Below are 17,282 nucleotides of genomic sequence, written 5' to 3' on the forward strand. Positions count from 1 at the left end.
CAATCCCTATATTTTCGATAGGTTTTTGGGGGTGTTGTTTTCTGTTCGCCATCCAAATAAAAGAAAACCGCCGCACAGGGATTGTGCAGCGGTTTTGATGATCAATGTTCAGCAGCGAAAAATCAGAACTCGATCTTCTTTGCGATATAAGCAGCAACTTTCTCAATCTTGATGCGCTCCTGCTCCATAGTGTCACGGTCACGAACGGTTACGCAGCCATCCTGCTCGGTCTCGAAATCGACGGTTACGCAGTACGGCGTACCGATCTCGTCCTCACGGCGGTAGCGCTTACCGATAGAGCCTGCATCGTCAAAATCAACAGAGAACTGCTTAGCCAGCTCCTGCCAGATCGGCATAGCCTTGTCGGTCAGCTTCTTGGACAGCGGCAGTACAGCAGCCTTGAACGGTGCCAGAGCCGGATGCAGACGCAGAACGGTACGAACATCGTCCTTGCCGTTCTTGTCCTGACCTACGACTTCCTCGTCGTAAGCGTCGCACAGGAAGGCCAGTGCAACACGGTCAGCACCAAGCGAAGGCTCGATAACATACGGAATATACTTCTCATTTGCTTCCTGATCGAAGTATTCCATCGAAACACCCGAGGTGTTCTGATGCTGGGTCAGGTCGAAATTGGTGCGGTCGGCAATGCCCCACAGCTCGCCCCAGCCAAACGGGAACATAAACTCGATATCGGTGGTAGCGTTGGAGTAGTGAGACAGCTCCTCCGGATCATGGTCGCGCAGACGCAGGTTCTCGTCCTTCATGCCGAGAGACAGCAGGAAGTTGTGGCAGTAATCCTTCCAGTACTTGAACCACTCAAGGTCGGTGCCCGGCTTGCAGAAGAACTCCAGTTCCATCTGCTCAAACTCGCGGGTACGGAAGGTGAAGTTGCCCGGAGTAATCTCGTTGCGGAAGGACTTGCCTACCTGACCAACGCCGAACGGAATCTTCTTACGGGTGGTGCGCTGGATATTCTGGAAGTTTACGAAGATGCCCTGTGCGGTCTCCGGACGCAGATACAGCTCGTTCTTCGCGTTCTCGGTAACGCCCTGGAAGGTCTTGAACATCAGATTGAACTGACGGATGTCGGTCCAGTTGTGCTTGCCGCAGGTCGGGCATGCGATCTCATGCTCATCAATGAATGCCTTCATCTCAGCCTGGCTGAGCGCATCAACACTCTTGCCGAGATCGTAGTTGTTCTCAGCACACCAGTCCTCAATTACCTTGTCGGCACGGAAACGCTCCTTGCACTCCTTGCAGTCCATCAGCGGATCAGAGAAGCCGCCAACATGACCAGAAGCAACCCAGGTCATCGGGTTCATCAGGATCGCGGAGTCAAGACCTACATTGTACTGGCTCTCCTGCACAAATTTCTTGCGCCATGCTGCCTTGACGTTGTTCTTGAACTCAACGCCGAGCGGACCGTAGTCCCAGGTGTTTGCAAGACCGCCGTAAATCTCCGAGCCGGAGTATACGAAGCCGCGGCCCTTGCAGAGCGCTACGATCTTTTCCATTGTTTTTTCGCTGTTTTTCATGTTAAATTCTCCTTTTGGCACAGCTGGCTGCTGCACGCTGTTTTTGCTTTGCACCGGAAAAAGTGCTTGACATGAAATTATTCTACCGTTATAATTAATAATTGTCAAGGGTAGTTTAGCTAATTAAACGAATAGAGTTTGGTTTGATCGGTAAATTGCTTGCGAAAAGCTGACATTCGGGCGATTCGCTCAGTTGGGAGCGGAAGCGGTACAGAAATCAGTCCCCGTTCTTCCCTGTTCAGTTGAGTTTGCTCAAAACGCTTTTCTTGACACATATATTCGGGCTTGTAGCTCAGTTTGGGAGAGCGTTCGGTTCGCATCCGAGAGGTCGAGGGTTCGATCCCCTTCAAGTCCACCATAACGCGAAGATGCGAACTCTTTTTCGTAGTTCGGAATGTTTTCGCGTTAGCCACCAGAATAGAGCATACCTGATTGTGGGTGTGCTCTTTTTCTTTGCCCTTATCTCTGTTATAATAAAAACATAGGATTGGAGGAAATATGAATGGGTTCAAGAAAAATTCTGGTCGGTGAAAAATACTTACACTTCAAGAACAAACTATATCAGGTTCTTGCCATCGCCACGCACACAGAAACCGGCGAACCGTTGGTAATCTACCAGGCACTCTACGGCGACTTCAAAATCTACGCGCGGCCGTATGATATGTTCGCCTCCGAAGTGGATCGTGAGAAGTACCCTGATGTTACGCAGCGTTTCCGCTTTGCTCATGTAGTCTTTGATGGAGATACGCCGCAGCCAACTGAATAAAAACAGCCTCTCCGAGAGCCGGTATAAAACCAGTTCCCAGAAGGGTTTCTCTTTATTTCCCCATCGCCTCCGCCAGCTTCTTCACGAGGTCCTCACCGTACTGATTGATACCGCAGCAAATACTCGACGGTCTGCTCCTCCAGACCGGCAAGCTCCTGCACAGTGACGCTCAGCAGCTTGCGAATCGGGTCATACCCGATCATAAAGCCTGCCCGTTCCAACGACCGCAGTTTGATGTAGTTCACCTCATTCTCGGTAATGCACTCGCGTGTACGGGATTTCGGTTGCCTCGTAGATCTTGTCGTGCATGCGGAAAACCTGCAAGACCCATTCCTCGCCCGCAAGCCACGCAACCACACGCGCCTCGATAGCGGAAATGTCCGCGTCCACGAATTTGTAGCCAGGCTTGGGCACCAGTGCCGTCCGCACCAACTGCGAAAACGTACCGGGGTACGCTGCCGTACAGCATTTGCACGGCTGCCGAGCGGTTCGCCGTCGCGGGTCTTGCACACGTTGCCCAGACCGAAACCTACGCCGCGGTTGCCGGAAGCGTCATACGGGAAGAAGTTGACGGTCACGCGGGCATACATACCGGAGTAAACGTCAGTCGGCAGCAGGTCGGCATGGACGGTGGAAATATGCACGCACTGCGGCTTCTGCTTGTAACCCAGTGTCCCTTGCACTCCGGGACGAACGGCTCACCGGACGGACGGATGCCGTCGCCGCCGTAGATGACCGGATAGCGTATCTGCGGACGGTTGCCCTTCCACAGGTTCTTGACGCCGTATCCCACAGAGCGGCCAGCTGCTCGAGCTGCTCCTCCGTCCAGCAGAAGTAAAGACGCTTGCTCGGCTTGATGCCGCAGCTGTGCTTCTCGACTGCAGCCAGATTGGCTGCGAAGTTGTTGTTTTACATTGAATCTTCTTCTTTCTTGTGCATTTTATCGTACAATGCCAATACGCCGCTTGACGATGTCGGTCGCAACGTCGCCAAGATAGTACGCGTCACGCGATGCTCGCCGGACACTCTCGGTGCGCCAATTATGCGCTTGGCTTTGTGCTTGTCGGTAAAACCGTAGATTTTTGCGACTTGCTCCAGTGTCAGCAATACCATGTTCGAATACATCCACATCAGGTCGTTCTTGCCCCCCTGACGGAGTTCCTGATTGGTTCAGGCGTTTATGTTTTACACCTTCTTGTGTGATTTATAATCACGCAGGTGGTACACTAATCACATCCCATCGAATGTTTGATATAAAGTAAGGGTGTTTGTTCTGACATTAGGAGAAAGAATCAAAAGAGAAAATGGTCGAAGTTCCCGACACCTATCTCAAGGGCCGCAAGCCGGAGGATTTCTGCGCTATGCATGTCCGCGGTGACAGTATGTATCCTGATTTCCGTGATGGTGATATCGTGCTGGTGCTCAAGCAGAACACCATGAACCACAGCGGCGAGATCGGAGTCATCAGCTATGGCGATGACGAAATCACCATCAAACGCATCAACTACGTTCAGAGCGAAGATTGGCTGAAGCTTGTGCCCCTGAACCCCGTCTCACCCGCCCAGACGGATCGAGGGCACCGACCCGGAAAGATGCCGTATTATCGGTATCCCGCGTGTACTGATACGCGAGTTCTAAATATAAAAATTACGCCCACCGGCTGCAACCGATGAGCGTTAGCGAGTGCATTCTACCCTCTTATTTTACAACCAAAGATGTTTTACAATAAAAACACATTAGACGGATGTTTCCGCAAAACGTTTAGCTATAATGGCAAGCGGTATTTCGTCCGGGTAAAGACCGCGCGCGATCTCTAGCACAAGGTCGAGGAAAAGAGTAGCGGCTATCTTTTTACGCAGCCGACTACCGGCAGACCACACACCGAAACGTCCATGAAGCAGATGTGGCGCTCGTTCAAGCAGGCGCTTGATCTCGATATGGGTGCACAGATGGCTATCGGCGCAATCGACCAGGAAACGTCGTTGTGGCTGATGATCTAACGCCATACTGCCTGCGACACACTTATGCGACCGACCTGCAGTCCGCCGGTGTCCCGCTTAATGTCGCAAAGGATCTTCCGGGTCACCAGTCGATTGCCATGACGTCGCAGATCTACACTCACCTGTCCGTCGATGCCTTTGCCGAGGCATCGCACAAGGTTATCAACTTCCAGCACGCACAGCAGCGCAAGGCAAAGAAGAAATCCGTCGGAAGCAGGTGACACATCAAACAGCCGAAAATAGCCTGATGCAGCGCATTTTACAAAAAAGTACACTCTACCCGTTAACCGAGTAGAGTGCATAAAAAGTTGCAATAAACAAGCAAAACCCCTCTAAACCACATGGTTTAGAGGGTTTTGTGTTGATGGAGCATTACATTCCAAATTCGAACCACTCAGTTCTGAAAACTTAATCGTTTTCTCGCCGTCCTTGTAATTAAACGTTATTAAAATTCTGTCATCGTAAATGACGACTGCGTTGACGAACGAGTCAATAAGCTGCTGACGCTGCTGCATATCGGTAATATCCATCTTGCGAAACCGGCAAATCCAGAAAACAATCTCATCACGAGGAATAATCGGATGCTGCAATTCTTCCTGCATGATGTCCATTTCGATTTTCTTCTTTGCGTTCTCCAAGTCAATCAAACGCTGTTTAGTAGATTCCGTGATAATACCAGCTTCGATCGCGTTCAACATATTCTTGATACCGCGTTCAGTATCTGCAAGTTGCTTGCGGAGTGTCGGCAACAGACTGCTTTCCTGCTGCTGCGCCTCCATAACGCGGTCGGCAACATACTGAACAAAGCTATCGTCGGTAATCCGCGCCATGACTGCATGAACAACTGCGTCCTCGATTGCCTGTTTGCGGACTGTTTTTCTACTACTGGTGCAGATCTTGCGCTTTTTAGAATTGGTGCAACGGTAGTAGTGATACACAGTCTGGTTATGGCTGCCTCTGCCGCTTTCACCTACCATCATACCGCCACAAGTCCCACAAATCAACTTATTTACGAGCAAATAAGGCTCGATTGCTTTATATCGTGCAGGCGATTTTCGGTTCTTTTCGAGCCGAGCCTGTACGCGGTCGAATAATTCTTGCGGAATGATAGCAGGGACGCCGTTCGGTGTAATAATGTCACGATACTTGTACTCACCAATATACCGGCGGTTATGCAGTAATGTTGGAATGAAGTTAGCATCGAGTGGTGCACCCTTTGAGTTCGTAAAGCTGCGGCTATTTAAGTCATCACGAATTTGGTTCATTGTTTCGCCAGCAGCGTAGCGAGTAAAAATTTCCAGAACGATTGGAGCGTTAATCGAGTCGATTTGATAGTCTTTGTTAGCGTCTATTTTGTAGCCAAATGCGACGTGACCGCCATTATACTTGCAGTGCAGCGCGTTCTCGGTTTGGCCGCGCACAACCTTTTCCGCTAACTCTGCCGAATAATATTCTGCCATACCTTCAAGCATTGACTCCAGAATAATACCCTCTGGACCATCGGAGATATTTTCGGTCGCGGAAACAACCTTGACGCCACGTTTGCGTAATAATTGTTTGTAATGTGCGCTATCATAGCGGTTACGGGCAAAGCGGTCGAGTTTCCAGACAACAATGGTATCAAACACGCCCTTAGCGCTGTCCTTTATCATACGCTGAAATTCGGGTCGATTATCGGTTTTAGCGGACAAAGCACGGTCAATATAGCTGCCAACAATGACGATATCGTTTTTCTGACAATAGGTAGTACACTCACGGGGTTGTCCCTCGATACTTTCTTCGCGCTGGTTGTCGCTCGAATATCGAGCATAGATCACCGCGTTCATTTTAATTGCTCCTTCCACAATTCGAGCAAGGTTTCTTTCATGCGCTTGCTGACCGGTGATTTCGGGTCAAAACACATTTCAACAAACTGCTTCATATCTTTATGCTTTATGGCCTGTGCTGCCGTCACTTTCGGCTGGAAATTATACAGCCGTCCCTGCGGTTTATCAGTCCGGCAGTATAAATAGTCCATTGAAACGTCAAAGAAATCTGCATACTTAACAAAAACCTCCGGCGGCGGCGTAGATTTGCCACTTTCATAGCGGTTAATGCGTGACTGCTGAACGCCAACAACCTCCGCAACCTGTGTTTGCGTCAGCCGCGAACCCTCACGCAATTCTCTTAAGCGCTTTCCTATCTGCTCCATGTATAGCCCTCCCTGTTGATACCAGCATATCACGAAACCACATTTTTGTAAATATATCAATTTGATATTTTTATATATTCATTTTTGAAAGTGCACTTTCAAGTTGTTCGATAATGCGAATTATGGTAATATTAAGCAACATACAGCTGGCCGCACTCGTGATGCAAAGCCGTGTAGCTTTCAAGAGCATTTTTCCAGTTTGAAGTTTCTTGACCGAGCCTACGGCAGCGGTAATTTCCTAACCGAAACTACTCTACCCTTGCGCTGCTTTATAGATGAGGTAATTAAAGTGTTGATTGTGGGGACAATGGCAAAACGACAAACAGATTAATGGATAGGTTACTTTTGAGAAGGAGTATATCGCAACAGCCCCGTATTTGATTCTGATACCAAATACGGGGCATTTTCTTTAACATTTTACTATATATTGTTGTTTCGTGTAGCATTGAAACATTGCATATTGTGGCTTGTCGCTTATTTGTCGCTTAAATCTGCATTAAGATAATGAAAGATATTAATAGATAAGTGACAATCAGCTTTCGCTCTCACTCTCGTTATTCTCAATTGGCTCGGTTACAACTGTGTATTTTTTCTGAACTCCAACCCTGTTCTTGCTCACCAAACTGTAAAAAATGGCAGCGAATTTTTGTTTAACTGCTTTGCACACTCTCCAGCATTGCCTGATGCCACTATCTCGTCCGTGGCATTGAGATACACAGTATAGTACAATCGTTCTCCTTTCATGATAATCTATACCCTCAGCAACACATACTTTTTCAAATATAATTATTTAAGAACTCAATTGCCCTTGTCTTCTCTTTACACTTGCACGAGTATTCCTCTTGGGTATTGAATCTGATGCTTATTTCGTAGTAAAGCACAGGGGCGGTGGTGTTATGTTCATCATAGCCGCTTATGAACTTACAAGCATCTTCCACGGTGTTAAAAGGAACAGCACTCCCGTGTGTCGGAACAATTATAACATTTTCAAGCTTTCTTGAAAGAGAAAATTCTAATTTCTTCCTGAAATTTTCCAGTTCTGTTTTATTCACAGTGACGAACTTGTCGTAGAGTTCATCTTGTTTTTTCTTAGAAAACTTTTGATATTTTGTTACCATATCTTTGAACAAGCTTTCAGGTGTATTTTCTACCCACTTGATAGTCATTCCAAAAGCGGAAAAAACTTCTTCCATCTTGTCCAAATTAATATAGCAAACTGCAAACCCTTGAGAGCGTAGTTGGTCAAGGGCGTTATTGGTAAACTCTCCAGATAGAACCGCCGAATAAAATGGGGCAGATTTCTTGTATTTCTCAACAAGGGGAACAATTGCCCCGGAAATTTCTTGCACCTTATTCTTAGAGTGTTTGCTGTATCTTCTCCAAGCCATTTCGATGAATGCCCTTGGTGTTCCCATCACAGTTTCACTGCCATTCTCTTCAATGACAATGTCAAGCTTGTGCTTATTTCCCCCAGCATCAATCCAACGGACTTCTTTTTGTCCATCTCTTGCTGGGCGCTCATGCTTATAATCCAAATAGAACCCAAGGCGCTCAACAGTTGGTCTGAGATAGTGAATCAAGGAAGTTTCAAAAAAGTCCCCAATGATTTCGCCATACATGTGAGCATATGATTGTGCCATTAGCTGTCCACCTCTTTTCCCTCAAATTGCGGAAGAATAACCTTTGCGATATGGTCGGCAAATGCTTGAGCCAACAGAGGCGGCACCGCATTTCCAACTTGGTCATCTTGCGTTAGCCATCTTGCTTTTCTTGTAAGGCAACCAAAAAACTTATAGTCATCATCAAATGATTGAAGTCGGGCTGCTTCTCGTACAGTAATACCTCGGTTCATAGTCGGATGTAATAAATCTGTTCTAAAATTGCAAGTCACTGTTCTTGCAGGCTGTGTCATATCCAACTTATAAACATTGTTCTTCTTAGTGCGTATCTCTGGTGGAAGGCAAGCATTAGTTGAGCCTTGAGGTATCAATGAATACCTGTACTGAATTTCTTTTGAGTGTCTTGTAGCCTTATGGCCGAAAAGAGTTCCTGGGGTTCTATGTCCTCTGCGTTCACGCTGATAATCATTTGTTGGCTCATTGGTATGTAGCAGTTCCATTTCGCCTTCGCCTTGGTCAAGCTTAGGTAAATCCGAAATTGCATCCTCAACAGTAACATACGGGAGTAAATCTTTTTGGAAAAGATTTACTTGATATGTACCCTCTTTTGTTGGGCCATGTGTGGGGGCGGGGAATGTGATTTTAACCCCATAGCCTTTTCTGACTCCAATCAGCACAAATCTGGGTCTTGCTTGAGGTACTCCGTAATCAGCTGCATTGATAATTTTATATTGGCACTCATAGCCAATCTCGTCAAATTCAGCAATTATAGCTTTGAGAACATTTCCTTTCTGCATTGAAAGAATTCCGTAAACATTCTCAAAAAATATAACTTTTGGCTGTAGTGATTTTGCAATACGGATGTACTCTCTAAACAACATATTGCGAGGGTCATCCGTCAATCTCTGTCCAGCAAGGCTAAACCCTTGGCAAGGTGGTCCGCCTGTGATAACATCAACAGAGTTGCACTTGTCCTTGATAATATCTTTGATTTCTTTCCCGGTAACTTCTCTAACATCTTTGAGGATGTAGGGGACACCCGGATGGTTATATGTAAAAGTATCTCTTGCACAAGGGTCACAATCATTCGCGCAAACACAAGTATACTGTCCTTGTCTGCAAAATCCCTCAGTGATTCCACCTGCACCCGAGAATAGGTCGACTGTATAATACATAGTGTTCTCCTTTGCTATATGTGCCCATTAAGAAGACACAAAAACCTATTTTATTATAGCACAAAATCATAGGAAAATCCAGTCGAAAAATCAAGAACAACCACCCCCGGAAAGTGAAAGAAAAGGGTTGACTTCAGCGAAAACAGTGATATACTTATAGGTAAGCTATAAGAGGATCGATGAGGGTGTGTTACACCCTTTTCACAAAATTTCAAGTTAACTTAACGCAAAGGATTTAATTCGTCCTTTGCGTTTTTTGTTTTTTAATGCATATTTTAAGGAGGAAAATCGAAAGTGCTGTCGGAGTTTGCGTAATCAAACTCAATAAATAATGATAGGAGGTGTCAATTAAACTTATCGTACCCTGAATCGGAGGTGAACTGATAGTGCGTTTAGTTTTACTGTGTGCAGTTTGGCACACAATCCGGACTGGTTCAATCCAGTCTTGTATCGTCAATCAACCATTGGACTTCTCCGATAGCATGGTTATCTAATCCTAAGGTTGCTTTCGCGTGGCGGAATTTCCGAAGCGTAGATTAGCACCGCAATCATTAGATGAGAAATCAACATTTACGGAGCATATATTCTGGTATCTAAATAAGCTCGGCTTGAGTGAAAATAGACTTGCAACTCTTGCGAGAATTGAGCAATCCGAGCTGAATAAAATCGTAAATATACATTCGTCGAAAGCCCGAAAGAATGTCCCGGTTTATCAACTTGTGAAGATTTGCTTGGCATTAGGACTAAACGAAGAGCAGGCAGCAGATTTAATGGCTCGGCGCGAGCGTGCGCTCTCTCCGGCTAATCCGCTACATGACCTCTATCGTCAGCTTATCCGCCTGTACGCAACCAATCCAGACTTGCAGAACAAGTATAAGTCCCAGCCAGAACGCTATTTAGATTTTGCGAACGACTTTCTTCGCGCAAATTATACCGGCTCTGACTGGACAGAACTCGAAAAGTTCTTATGAAAATATGGCTGCAGAATTTCTGCGGCCATATTTTTTACTTTCTCGAAGTTATTCCATTTTGCACTTAGCGCGCGACGTTGACGAAATGATAATATGGCGTCATGGTAGATGAAACCAAAATTGCTAACGAGAAAAGAGGTGAAAACCAATGCTGAAACTCAATCAGCTCATCATTGATGCCCCGGCAACGGTCGGCGACCACTTCCGCTTCCTCGGTTTCAAACCGGCGTACGAATACGCAAACGGCCAGCCGACACAGAAAATCAAGGGTTATCGTTGCGAGGTAGTCATGCTCGACCGCGGATATTCAACGCTTTATGTGACGGTGCCCCAGGCACCCGAAAATCTGGCGTTCGACAGTCCCGTTGTGGTGAAAGACCTTGTTCTCAAGGCTTATGTCATCAGCGGCAAGTGCCGCATTGTGGCAACAGCATCGTCCATCGAAGCCCTCACTGTCGAGTAAGTCGTAACAATCGGGCTGCTGCCTTTCAAAGGTGGCAGCCCCATATTTTTGAAAGGAGGAATTGAATGGCCAACAATCAGGTTAGCAAGTCTTGGTTCGCGGTCTTGGCCAACCCAGAAGATCACGGTTACTCAGGAACGCCACAGGAAATCTGTGAAAAGATGCGTGACGATTGGATTGGTAGCAGTACCACAAGGTCCGGCGCATGGACCTACTGCCTATCAGCGGCTGGACTTCCACATATCCACATGGTCGTCGAGTCCGAAGATGCTATGCGATTTAGTGCTGTGAAGAAGGCCTATGCTTGTGGCGCCCATTTGGAGCCGACGAAGGGGAGCAAAAAGCAAGCCGATGATTACATCAACAAGAGGACTCCTTACGATGAAAAAGGTGAGAAAGTCTTGTGCTTGGTTCGTGCTGGCGAGATTAAGGGCGCCCAAGGCAAGCGATCAGATCTCGATGAAATTGTCGCTCTGCTCGATGAAGGTAAAACCCCTGAACAAATCATGTCGCGCAACATTCATTTTCGCAGGTTCGAAAAAATCATTCGGGACGAATATTTTGCACGACTTCTCAAGAAAACGCCGCCCATTCGTGAAGTCAAGGTTCATTGGCTGTGCGGAGCGTCTGGCACTGGAAAAAGCTATACTTTTGTTCGTCTCTGCGAGAGCGTAAGCGAGGACAATATTTATTTTGTCACCAATCTCGATAACGGTACTTTCGATAAATATGCTGGACAACCTATTCTTTTTGTCGATGAGTTAAAGGAAGACAGCATTTCATATGCAGGGCTTCTTGCCTTACTTGACCGCTACAAACGCCAAGTTTCAGTGCGTTATTCCAATACCTATGCGCTTTGGAATGAAGTGTATATTACGAGCGTGTTCGCACCTGAGCAGCTATACCAAGAAATGGTTTCATACCATAAGCGTCCGACCGATACATACGAACAGCTGCGTCGGCGCATAACCGACTTAACATACTTCTATTTTGACTGTAATCATCAACGTCGGCAGTTTTTCACGCTAATGGACTTCTACAATGATATTACAGATTTGAGGAAGTCGCTCGAATAAGCTATATGGCGAAGTGGCGGGATAGTATTACCCCCGCCACTTTGTTACAGTTACAAAACCCCAAAAAGTCCTGTAAAATCAAGGTTTTTCGCACATAACGATGTAACGAAAGCCGTTACAAAACATCATGACTTCGTTACACCGAGAAAGGTAGGAACCTATAATGACAAACAACAAAAAAGCTGAACTCATCAGCGAAACCACTCTACGCTATGCCGGTTATCGTTTTAGCGAAGGAATCAAGCAGATTATATCCAATCCGCGCAAGCAGATGGGCGTGCTGGTCATTCTGGCACTGGCGCTGCTGTGTCACGTCCTCACGAAGCACATTTTTACCGGCAACCCTATTGAGGGACCGCTCAATGTTGGCGTACAGCTTCTTAACGCTTCTATCACGCTCATCGGGCTGTTGTGCTATGTTTTGTATCATGGTACACCCAAAGTTGCATATCGCACACATAACAATCTTTCGCGCATCGGTTTTTGCAATGCGGCCGGAGAGGTTCCGCTTTTATTGCGCGAATATCCATATCGTGGTCGAGCAACTTTTCGACAAGTAGATTGTCTTGAATTTCTCGCCTGCGGCATCGACAAATCCATTTGGGAGAACAAGAAAACCGCTATCGAGGCAGCTCTAAATGTTCATCTGGCCAAGGTGGAAGAAATAGAGGGAAAGCAAGGTATTCGTCTGTATACTGTCCCTGCTGACCAAGGATTGGCAGATAAAATCATCTGGCAGGATACAATGCTGAACACCCAAATTCCGGTATGTAAGATAGCTCTGGGACAAAGCCTCTTGGAACAGGTTATCGTCGATCTTAATGTAACACCGCACCTGCTAATCGGCGGTTCGACGGGTTCAGGCAAAACCGTATTGCTGCGGCTCATTCTTATGCAGCTCCTCCAAAAACAAAATGTCGATGTCACCATCGCAGATTTTAAAGGCGGCGTAGACTTCTCGGCGCATTGGAAAAATCACCCTAACTGCCAGATGATTTTCGACCGCGCTACACTGTTAACCTATCTTAACTATCTAGTAGATGAGTTAAACCAACGTAAGGCGTTGTTCGCCTCAAAAGACGATTGTAACAACATTTTTGATTTCAACGTCAACCCACTCTACACGCTCAATGATACAGAACCACTCCATCGTATAGTATTTGCAGTTGATGAGGTTGCCGAGGTTCTTGACAAGACCGGCTTGAGCAAAGAAGAAAAGGAGCAGGTCGCACAAATCGAGAGCCGCATCGCAACCATTGCACGCCTCGGTCGCGCGTTTGGTATTCACCTGATATTGGCAACACAGCGTCCCGATGCCAATATCTTATCCGGCCAAATCAAAAACAACATTGGTTATCGAGTTTGCGGCCGCGCTGACAATGTTTTGTCTATGATAATTCTCGATAATACATCTGCCGCCGATGAAATCCCCTCTGACGCACAGGGTCGCTTTATTGACAGTAATGGTACTGTGTTTCAAGGATACTGGTTCGACGAGTCATCTGTCGATTGGGGGACGATTTGAATGAAGCACACCGAGGATTACGGCACCGGCATTCCCCAACATGAGATTGACGCGCTGGCACGGCTGCTGCTCCCCGAAATTCAAGCATTTTTTGCGTCCGAGGAAGGACAGCGAGAATACGCCGCTTGGAAACAGAAGCAAGCCTCTAAAGAAAAGTCCGAATAAATCAACAAGGGCAGGAACCTCGGTTCCCGCCCTTTGTCTGTATCATTACAAAATTACATTGATAGAAATGAAAAATCCGAACACATCTTTTACTTGAATAAGATGGTTCGGATTTCTCTTGTTTGGTGGAAGTTACAGGGCTCGAACCTGTGACCCTCTGCTTGTAAGGCAGATGCTCTCCCAGCTGAGCTAAACTTCCATCGGGTCGTTGTCGTCGTTGTCTCATCCCTGACGACTTGTTTAGTATATAACAGAATTACGAATCTGTCAACACATTTTCTGAAAAAACTCCAAAAAATTTTTAGACCCGAAAATTTACACCGCGCACAGCACTCTCCGACATGCGCGGCGCAATGTATTATTTTATTGTTCCATATTTTCGCAGAACCGCATCAGCATTGCCGCAGCCTGTGCGCGGGTGGCATTCCCCTGTGGATTCAGTCTGCCGTGCGAGCCGTTGACGATTCCGTTCGCCGCCGCCCATCGCATGGCATCAGCCGCATAGGCGCTGACGGTATCCGCATCCGCAAAGGCATCCAGTGTGCCACTGGCTTCGGGAGCATCCGCATAGCGGTACAGCATGGTGACGAGCTGCTCTCGTGTAATGCCAGCCTCCGGCACGCGGCCATCCGAAATGCCTGCCGACTGCGCCCACGCCATGCCCTTCTCGTACCAGCTTGCACCGCCGGTCGTATCCGCACCCGCGTACCGTGCGAGAATCGTCATCAGCATACCGCGCGTGGTCGTGCCATCCGGCGAGAACGCATCCGTACCTGTACCGCTCATCAGACCCTTTTCCACAACACAGTGCACGGCATCGGCGTACCACTCGGTTGGCTTGACGTCATCGAAGCTCACATTTTGAGCAGGCTGTCTCTCGAAAATAGGCGTAAGCGTGACATTGCACGCAGGCATGACGAATGTAAACTGACCGTCCTTCTCCGTCACTGCGACCGGCTTGCCGCTCTGGTCGGTAACCGCGATTGTTTTGAGCGCATAGCCTTCCTTTGGCACAGCTTTAATCATCACTGTGCTGCCTTTGGCTGCGTTTTCCGGCGTGATTGAGACCTCGCCGTGCTCACTCTTAGCCGCAGTCACCGCACCGGTCGGCGTGCGAACCGGACCGCCGCCGCCACTGCCGCTCGTTCCGCCACTCTGCTGAGCGGTGAACACCGGTGCTGCAGTCTGCGTGCCGTTCAGTTTAGTAAGTGCTTCCTCCGTCAGCGTCGTGTACGTTTTATCACCGATTTTCCACCCGTCAAACGTGTATCCGCACTTACTGTCGGCCGGAAACGCCGTTCCGATATCTCCCGCGCCATAAACGTTGGTCTGCGCACTGCTGTCCGCAAACACGAACGTGATCTCCGCGCGGCGCACGTCCACTGCAGAACGGTCGATCGTGTACGTCACGCCATGGATGGTCAGCGTATCGCCCGCGGCCACGGCATCCGGCGCAGAAACCGTGATCGGCTCGGTCGCAAAGCCGGTCAGTCGAATCGTCAGGCCGTCGATTACGGCAGTAACGGTACTCGGCGTGACAGTTGCCGTCTCGAGCGCCTTCTTGATCTGAAACGAGAAGGTTTGTGCCTCGGGCAGCACATAGTTACGCGCCTTTCCGCCTGCCAGAGCGACCGCGCGTGCGGTGTACTCCCCGATTTCGGTCCGGCTGCCGTCCTCGATTATGGCAGTAAGCGCATCTCCGTTCACCGCGCCAATCGTTTCTGCCGTGACCGACTTCGGCGTGCTATCATAATAGAAAATACTCTCGCTGTTCCATTTTATCTCAACAGGCTTCGGCTGTACGGTCAACACGCCGTTTTCGTATGTAATTTTGTAATTTTCGGCTTTTGCGTCCATCGGAATAATCGTGTAAGTTCCAATATCGCTAAACTGCGCATAGTCAAACGCATAGTTCAGACCCGAAAGCACGTTTTCGTTCTCATTGTTCACGAATCCGTTGATTTCCGCACCATTATCACTTAACGTTTCTCCATAGGTTATTGTTTTACCCTTAGCGCGAATACACAGCGGCGCTTTTTCAATATGAAACCGAACCGCTTGCGAGGTTGCGGAAGCCGTACTGCTCGTTTCCGGTGCATACGCTTCCACCCAGTAAGTTCCAGCGTTGATCGGTGCACCGTCCAGTTGATTGCTTTTTGCGCCGTTGCTGTCGGCGTAGTAGCGATACGTCGGCGCGGACGTGCCCGAGCAGGTCAGATTGCCCTCGCTGTACGGCAGGCCGGTATAAACTGCATCCTTCGCAATTACAACAAGTTCGACTGTTTTAGGCAGGATTTTACCTTTTACGATGCAGTTTCCGTCTTTCAGCGTGTAATTTTCATTCGTAAGTGTAACTGCAATCGTCACGTCCCTCTCGCCGACTTCAGCAGATGCGTAGCGCGTAGCGAATGTGTAATCCGTGCCCTCGCTCAGTACCGCGCCATCCGGTAGGTTGCTGAACGCCAGACCGCTAATCTGCGCATCATCATCGCGTCCGTTGTATGTCTTGTCTTCGATTTTCAGCACTGCTGTATCCAAAGAAATCGTGCGCCTATTGATTGAAAAGCTGCCGATATCCATCCGTTTGACCGCAGAAAAATTGTCACTCGATGCAATCTCGACCGCCACGTTGTAAGTTCCGGCATGAACCGGCAAAGCCGTGCTGTCGTTGTACCAAACTGTGACCTCGCCAACACCTGTTTTCGTCCACACAGACGCCTCACGAGGCTTGCCGTCATATATTGGATCCGCAGGCAGCGCAACTTTGTAATCCACGTCCTTTTCCGGTATTTTCTGCGTGATTTGGAACGTTTCCTCAACTTTTCCGGTGTAATTACCCTTACCGCTAATTGTCACCGTTGCCGTACCGCAGTTTACATTATTGGCGTAGGAAAGCTCAAAATCCGTACCATTTAACAATTCTTTTCCATTTATCATAACGATCGGCTTAGGATTATGCGCACTTTCGTTATACACATACTCGGTCTGCTTCATATCAATCTGCGCGTCCGCAATATCCCGCGGAGTAACTTTCAACGTACCATTGACGTAAGTAATTGCATAATTTCCCGTCTTATCTGTATCATTTCTGCTTATTTTCGCGCCACTTGGCACATTTGACATTTCTCCAGCATCGGTCAGTGTTCCAGATACTATAACCTTGGTAATTTCATCGCCGTTTACCAGCCCGTCTGCCATGTATGAATTTCTCACCAGAGGTTCGCCATCGTACACTTTCTCTGCACTTTCCGCCGTAATTGTAAGCGCTTTCGGTTGGATTTCTGCAGAATACTCCTCGCTTTCCACGATGTACTTACCGTTCTCCGACGCAAATTTGAGCCGATATTTGTCCCCGATATTCGGGACGGTATCACCGTTTATAACCTCGAATCTGCCGGACAGGTCTGCGCCGTTCAGCGTTGCACTGCAGCCGGAAGCATCAACCATTTCATTCCAGGTCTGGCCGTATGTGCCCTTAGCCGACGTAATCCAGTCTATAATCGGTGTTTCTTCTTTTGAACCTTCTTCTGAGATTAAAACAATCTCGAGTTCGTCAGATAAACCATTACACTCGGCTTTCATATGATATGTTTGCCCTGCTTTTGCATTACAAGTAACAATCATGTCCCAGTGCACATCTATTTTGTTTGTCTGCTTATTTGGTTCTTCTTCCCTACGAAATGTGACACCATTATTCGTGTTTTCGTCCACTATTGTTTTATCTTCTGCATACAATGAAATATTGCATGTTGCTTCGTGGTTGACCGTCAGATCCTGGAAAAGTGCATCCGCCGTA

Annotated in this window: 18 protein-coding genes, 2 tRNA genes and 1 pseudogene; 9 read left to right on the forward strand and 12 right to left on the reverse strand. The window is 47.7% G+C overall.

Going from position 1 to position 17,282, the window contains the following annotated elements:
* Window positions 1–122: 122 nt before the first annotated feature.
* A complete protein-coding gene (locus tag DW088_RS03260; RefSeq protein ID WP_118359441.1) occupies window positions 123–1,535 on the reverse strand; it encodes a glycine--tRNA ligase in 1,413 nt (470 codons plus the stop codon).
* A 281-nt stretch (window positions 1,536–1,816) separates the two neighbouring features.
* Between DW088_RS03260 and DW088_RS03265 the strand changes: the two genes are divergently transcribed.
* A tRNA-Ala gene (locus DW088_RS03265) sits at window positions 1,817–1,893 on the forward strand.
* A gap of 144 nt (window positions 1,894–2,037) precedes the next feature.
* On the forward strand, window positions 2,038–2,301 hold the full coding sequence (locus tag DW088_RS03270; protein WP_118359443.1) for a DUF1653 domain-containing protein: 264 nt from the start codon (window positions 2,038–2,040) through the stop codon (window positions 2,299–2,301).
* Window positions 2,302–2,393: 92 nt separating this feature from the next.
* Here DW088_RS03270 and DW088_RS16180 read toward each other — a convergent pair whose 3' ends face one another.
* The 5 genes and pseudogenes from DW088_RS16180 to DW088_RS03280 all read right to left on the reverse strand — a co-directional run bounded on the left by DW088_RS16180 (window position 2,394) and on the right by DW088_RS03280 (window position 3,414).
* On the reverse strand, window positions 2,394–2,546 hold the full coding sequence (locus tag DW088_RS16180; RefSeq protein WP_243022706.1) for a hypothetical protein: 153 nt from the start codon (window positions 2,544–2,546) through the stop codon (window positions 2,394–2,396).
* Between the two features lies 1 nt (window position 2,547).
* Window positions 2,548–2,715, reverse strand: coding sequence for a hypothetical protein (locus DW088_RS16185; protein ID WP_407926648.1), 168 nt, complete (start codon window positions 2,713–2,715; stop codon window positions 2,548–2,550).
* Between the two features lie 107 nt (window positions 2,716–2,822).
* A pseudogene (locus DW088_RS16190) lies at window positions 2,823–2,918 on the reverse strand (ssDNA-binding protein); the annotation flags it as partial.
* Window positions 2,876–3,094 carry a hypothetical protein gene (locus tag DW088_RS15810; protein ID WP_158574593.1) on the reverse strand — a complete coding sequence of 73 codons (219 nt, stop codon included), beginning with the start codon at window positions 3,092–3,094 and terminating at the stop codon, window positions 2,876–2,878. The pseudogene DW088_RS16190 and the gene DW088_RS15810, both read right to left, overlap by 43 nt.
* A 116-nt stretch (window positions 3,095–3,210) precedes the next feature.
* Complete coding sequence (locus DW088_RS03280; RefSeq protein ID WP_147356540.1) at window positions 3,211–3,414, reverse strand: hypothetical protein; 204 nt, start codon at window positions 3,412–3,414, stop codon at window positions 3,211–3,213.
* A 191-nt stretch (window positions 3,415–3,605) separates the two neighbouring features.
* On the opposite strand from DW088_RS03280, the gene DW088_RS03285 reads away from it, so the two are divergent.
* Both DW088_RS03285 and DW088_RS03290 read left to right on the forward strand, forming a co-directional pair.
* The gene (locus DW088_RS03285) at window positions 3,606–3,974 is read left to right on the forward strand and encodes a S24 family peptidase (protein WP_118359449.1); all 369 of its coding nucleotides are present in this window, start codon (window positions 3,606–3,608) and stop codon (window positions 3,972–3,974) included.
* A gap of 311 nt (window positions 3,975–4,285) precedes the next feature.
* Window positions 4,286–4,522, forward strand: a complete 237-nt coding sequence (locus DW088_RS03290) for a tyrosine-type recombinase/integrase (RefSeq protein ID WP_118359451.1) — start codon at window positions 4,286–4,288, stop codon at window positions 4,520–4,522.
* A gap of 111 nt (window positions 4,523–4,633) precedes the next feature.
* On the opposite strand, the gene DW088_RS03295 is transcribed toward DW088_RS03290, so the two are convergent.
* From DW088_RS03295 to DW088_RS03315, 4 genes are all read right to left on the reverse strand, one after another.
* Entirely contained in the window at window positions 4,634–6,127 is a 1,494-nt protein-coding gene (locus DW088_RS03295) for a recombinase family protein (RefSeq protein ID WP_118359453.1), read from the reverse strand.
* Complete coding sequence (locus DW088_RS03300; protein ID WP_118359455.1) at window positions 6,124–6,492, reverse strand: helix-turn-helix domain-containing protein; 369 nt, start codon at window positions 6,490–6,492, stop codon at window positions 6,124–6,126. The genes DW088_RS03295 and DW088_RS03300 overlap by 4 nt, the downstream gene beginning before the upstream one ends.
* A 776-nt stretch (window positions 6,493–7,268) precedes the next feature.
* On the reverse strand, window positions 7,269–8,132 hold the full coding sequence (locus DW088_RS03310; RefSeq protein WP_118359459.1) for a hypothetical protein: 864 nt from the start codon (window positions 8,130–8,132) through the stop codon (window positions 7,269–7,271).
* Window positions 8,132–9,286, reverse strand: coding sequence for a DNA cytosine methyltransferase (locus DW088_RS03315; protein WP_118359461.1), 1,155 nt, complete (start codon window positions 9,284–9,286; stop codon window positions 8,132–8,134). Before DW088_RS03315 ends, DW088_RS03310 begins: the two co-directional genes overlap by 1 nt.
* 512 nt (window positions 9,287–9,798) lie before the next feature.
* Here DW088_RS03315 and DW088_RS03320 point away from each other — a divergent pair.
* From DW088_RS03320 to DW088_RS16015, 5 genes are all read left to right on the forward strand, one after another.
* Window positions 9,799–10,257, forward strand: coding sequence for a hypothetical protein (locus DW088_RS03320; RefSeq protein WP_118359463.1), 459 nt, complete (start codon window positions 9,799–9,801; stop codon window positions 10,255–10,257).
* Between the two features lie 148 nt (window positions 10,258–10,405).
* Window positions 10,406–10,720: a hypothetical protein gene (locus tag DW088_RS03325; RefSeq protein ID WP_118359465.1), complete on the forward strand. Its 315-nt coding sequence runs from the start codon at window positions 10,406–10,408 to the stop codon at window positions 10,718–10,720.
* Between the two features lie 65 nt (window positions 10,721–10,785).
* Window positions 10,786–11,796 carry a hypothetical protein gene (locus tag DW088_RS03330; RefSeq protein ID WP_118359467.1) on the forward strand — a complete coding sequence of 337 codons (1,011 nt, stop codon included), beginning with the start codon at window positions 10,786–10,788 and terminating at the stop codon, window positions 11,794–11,796.
* A gap of 163 nt (window positions 11,797–11,959) precedes the next feature.
* Window positions 11,960–13,321, forward strand: coding sequence for an FtsK/SpoIIIE domain-containing protein (locus DW088_RS03335; protein ID WP_118359469.1), 1,362 nt, complete (start codon window positions 11,960–11,962; stop codon window positions 13,319–13,321).
* Window positions 13,322–13,486 carry a hypothetical protein gene (locus tag DW088_RS16015; RefSeq protein ID WP_199720396.1) on the forward strand — a complete coding sequence of 55 codons (165 nt, stop codon included), beginning with the start codon at window positions 13,322–13,324 and terminating at the stop codon, window positions 13,484–13,486.
* 123 nt (window positions 13,487–13,609) lie between these two features.
* Here the strand turns inward: DW088_RS16015 and DW088_RS03340 are convergent.
* Window positions 13,610–13,685 (reverse strand) — tRNA-Val (locus tag DW088_RS03340).
* Between the two features lie 164 nt (window positions 13,686–13,849).
* The gene (locus DW088_RS03345) at window positions 13,850–17,068 is read right to left on the reverse strand and encodes an S-layer homology domain-containing protein (protein WP_158574594.1); all 3,219 of its coding nucleotides are present in this window, start codon (window positions 17,066–17,068) and stop codon (window positions 13,850–13,852) included.
* Window positions 17,069–17,282 lie beyond the last annotated feature (214 nt).

The sequence above is a fragment of the Butyricicoccus sp. AM05-1 genome, assembly GCF_003474415.1.
Classification (GTDB): domain Bacteria; phylum Bacillota; class Clostridia; order Oscillospirales; family Butyricicoccaceae; genus Agathobaculum; species Agathobaculum butyriciproducens.

Coding starts and splice junctions, on each gene's coding strand:
- DW088_RS03260 (WP_118359441.1), bottom strand. CDS start 1,535: ATGAAAAACAGCGAAAAAACAATGGAAAAGATCGTAGCGCTCTGCAAG.
- DW088_RS03270 (WP_118359443.1), top strand. CDS start 2,038: ATGGGTTCAAGAAAAATTCTGGTCGGTGAAAAATACTTACACTTCAAG.
- DW088_RS03280 (WP_147356540.1), bottom strand. CDS start 3,414: ATGGTATTGCTGACACTGGAGCAAGTCGCAAAAATCTACGGTTTTACC.
- DW088_RS03285 (WP_118359449.1), top strand. CDS start 3,606: ATGGTCGAAGTTCCCGACACCTATCTCAAGGGCCGCAAGCCGGAGGAT.
- DW088_RS03295 (WP_118359453.1), bottom strand. CDS start 6,127: ATGAACGCGGTGATCTATGCTCGATATTCGAGCGACAACCAGCGCGAA.
- DW088_RS03300 (WP_118359455.1), bottom strand. CDS start 6,492: ATGGAGCAGATAGGAAAGCGCTTAAGAGAATTGCGTGAGGGTTCGCGG.
- DW088_RS03310 (WP_118359459.1), bottom strand. CDS start 8,132: ATGGCACAATCATATGCTCACATGTATGGCGAAATCATTGGGGACTTT.
- DW088_RS03315 (WP_118359461.1), bottom strand. CDS start 9,286: ATGTATTATACAGTCGACCTATTCTCGGGTGCAGGTGGAATCACTGAG.
- DW088_RS03325 (WP_118359465.1), top strand. CDS start 10,406: ATGCTGAAACTCAATCAGCTCATCATTGATGCCCCGGCAACGGTCGGC.
- DW088_RS03330 (WP_118359467.1), top strand. CDS start 10,786: ATGGCCAACAATCAGGTTAGCAAGTCTTGGTTCGCGGTCTTGGCCAAC.
- DW088_RS03335 (WP_118359469.1), top strand. CDS start 11,960: ATGACAAACAACAAAAAAGCTGAACTCATCAGCGAAACCACTCTACGC.
- DW088_RS16015 (WP_199720396.1), top strand. CDS start 13,322: ATGAAGCACACCGAGGATTACGGCACCGGCATTCCCCAACATGAGATT.
- DW088_RS03345 (WP_158574594.1), bottom strand. CDS start 17,068: ATGAAAGCCGAGTGTAATGGTTTATCTGACGAACTCGAGATTGTTTTA.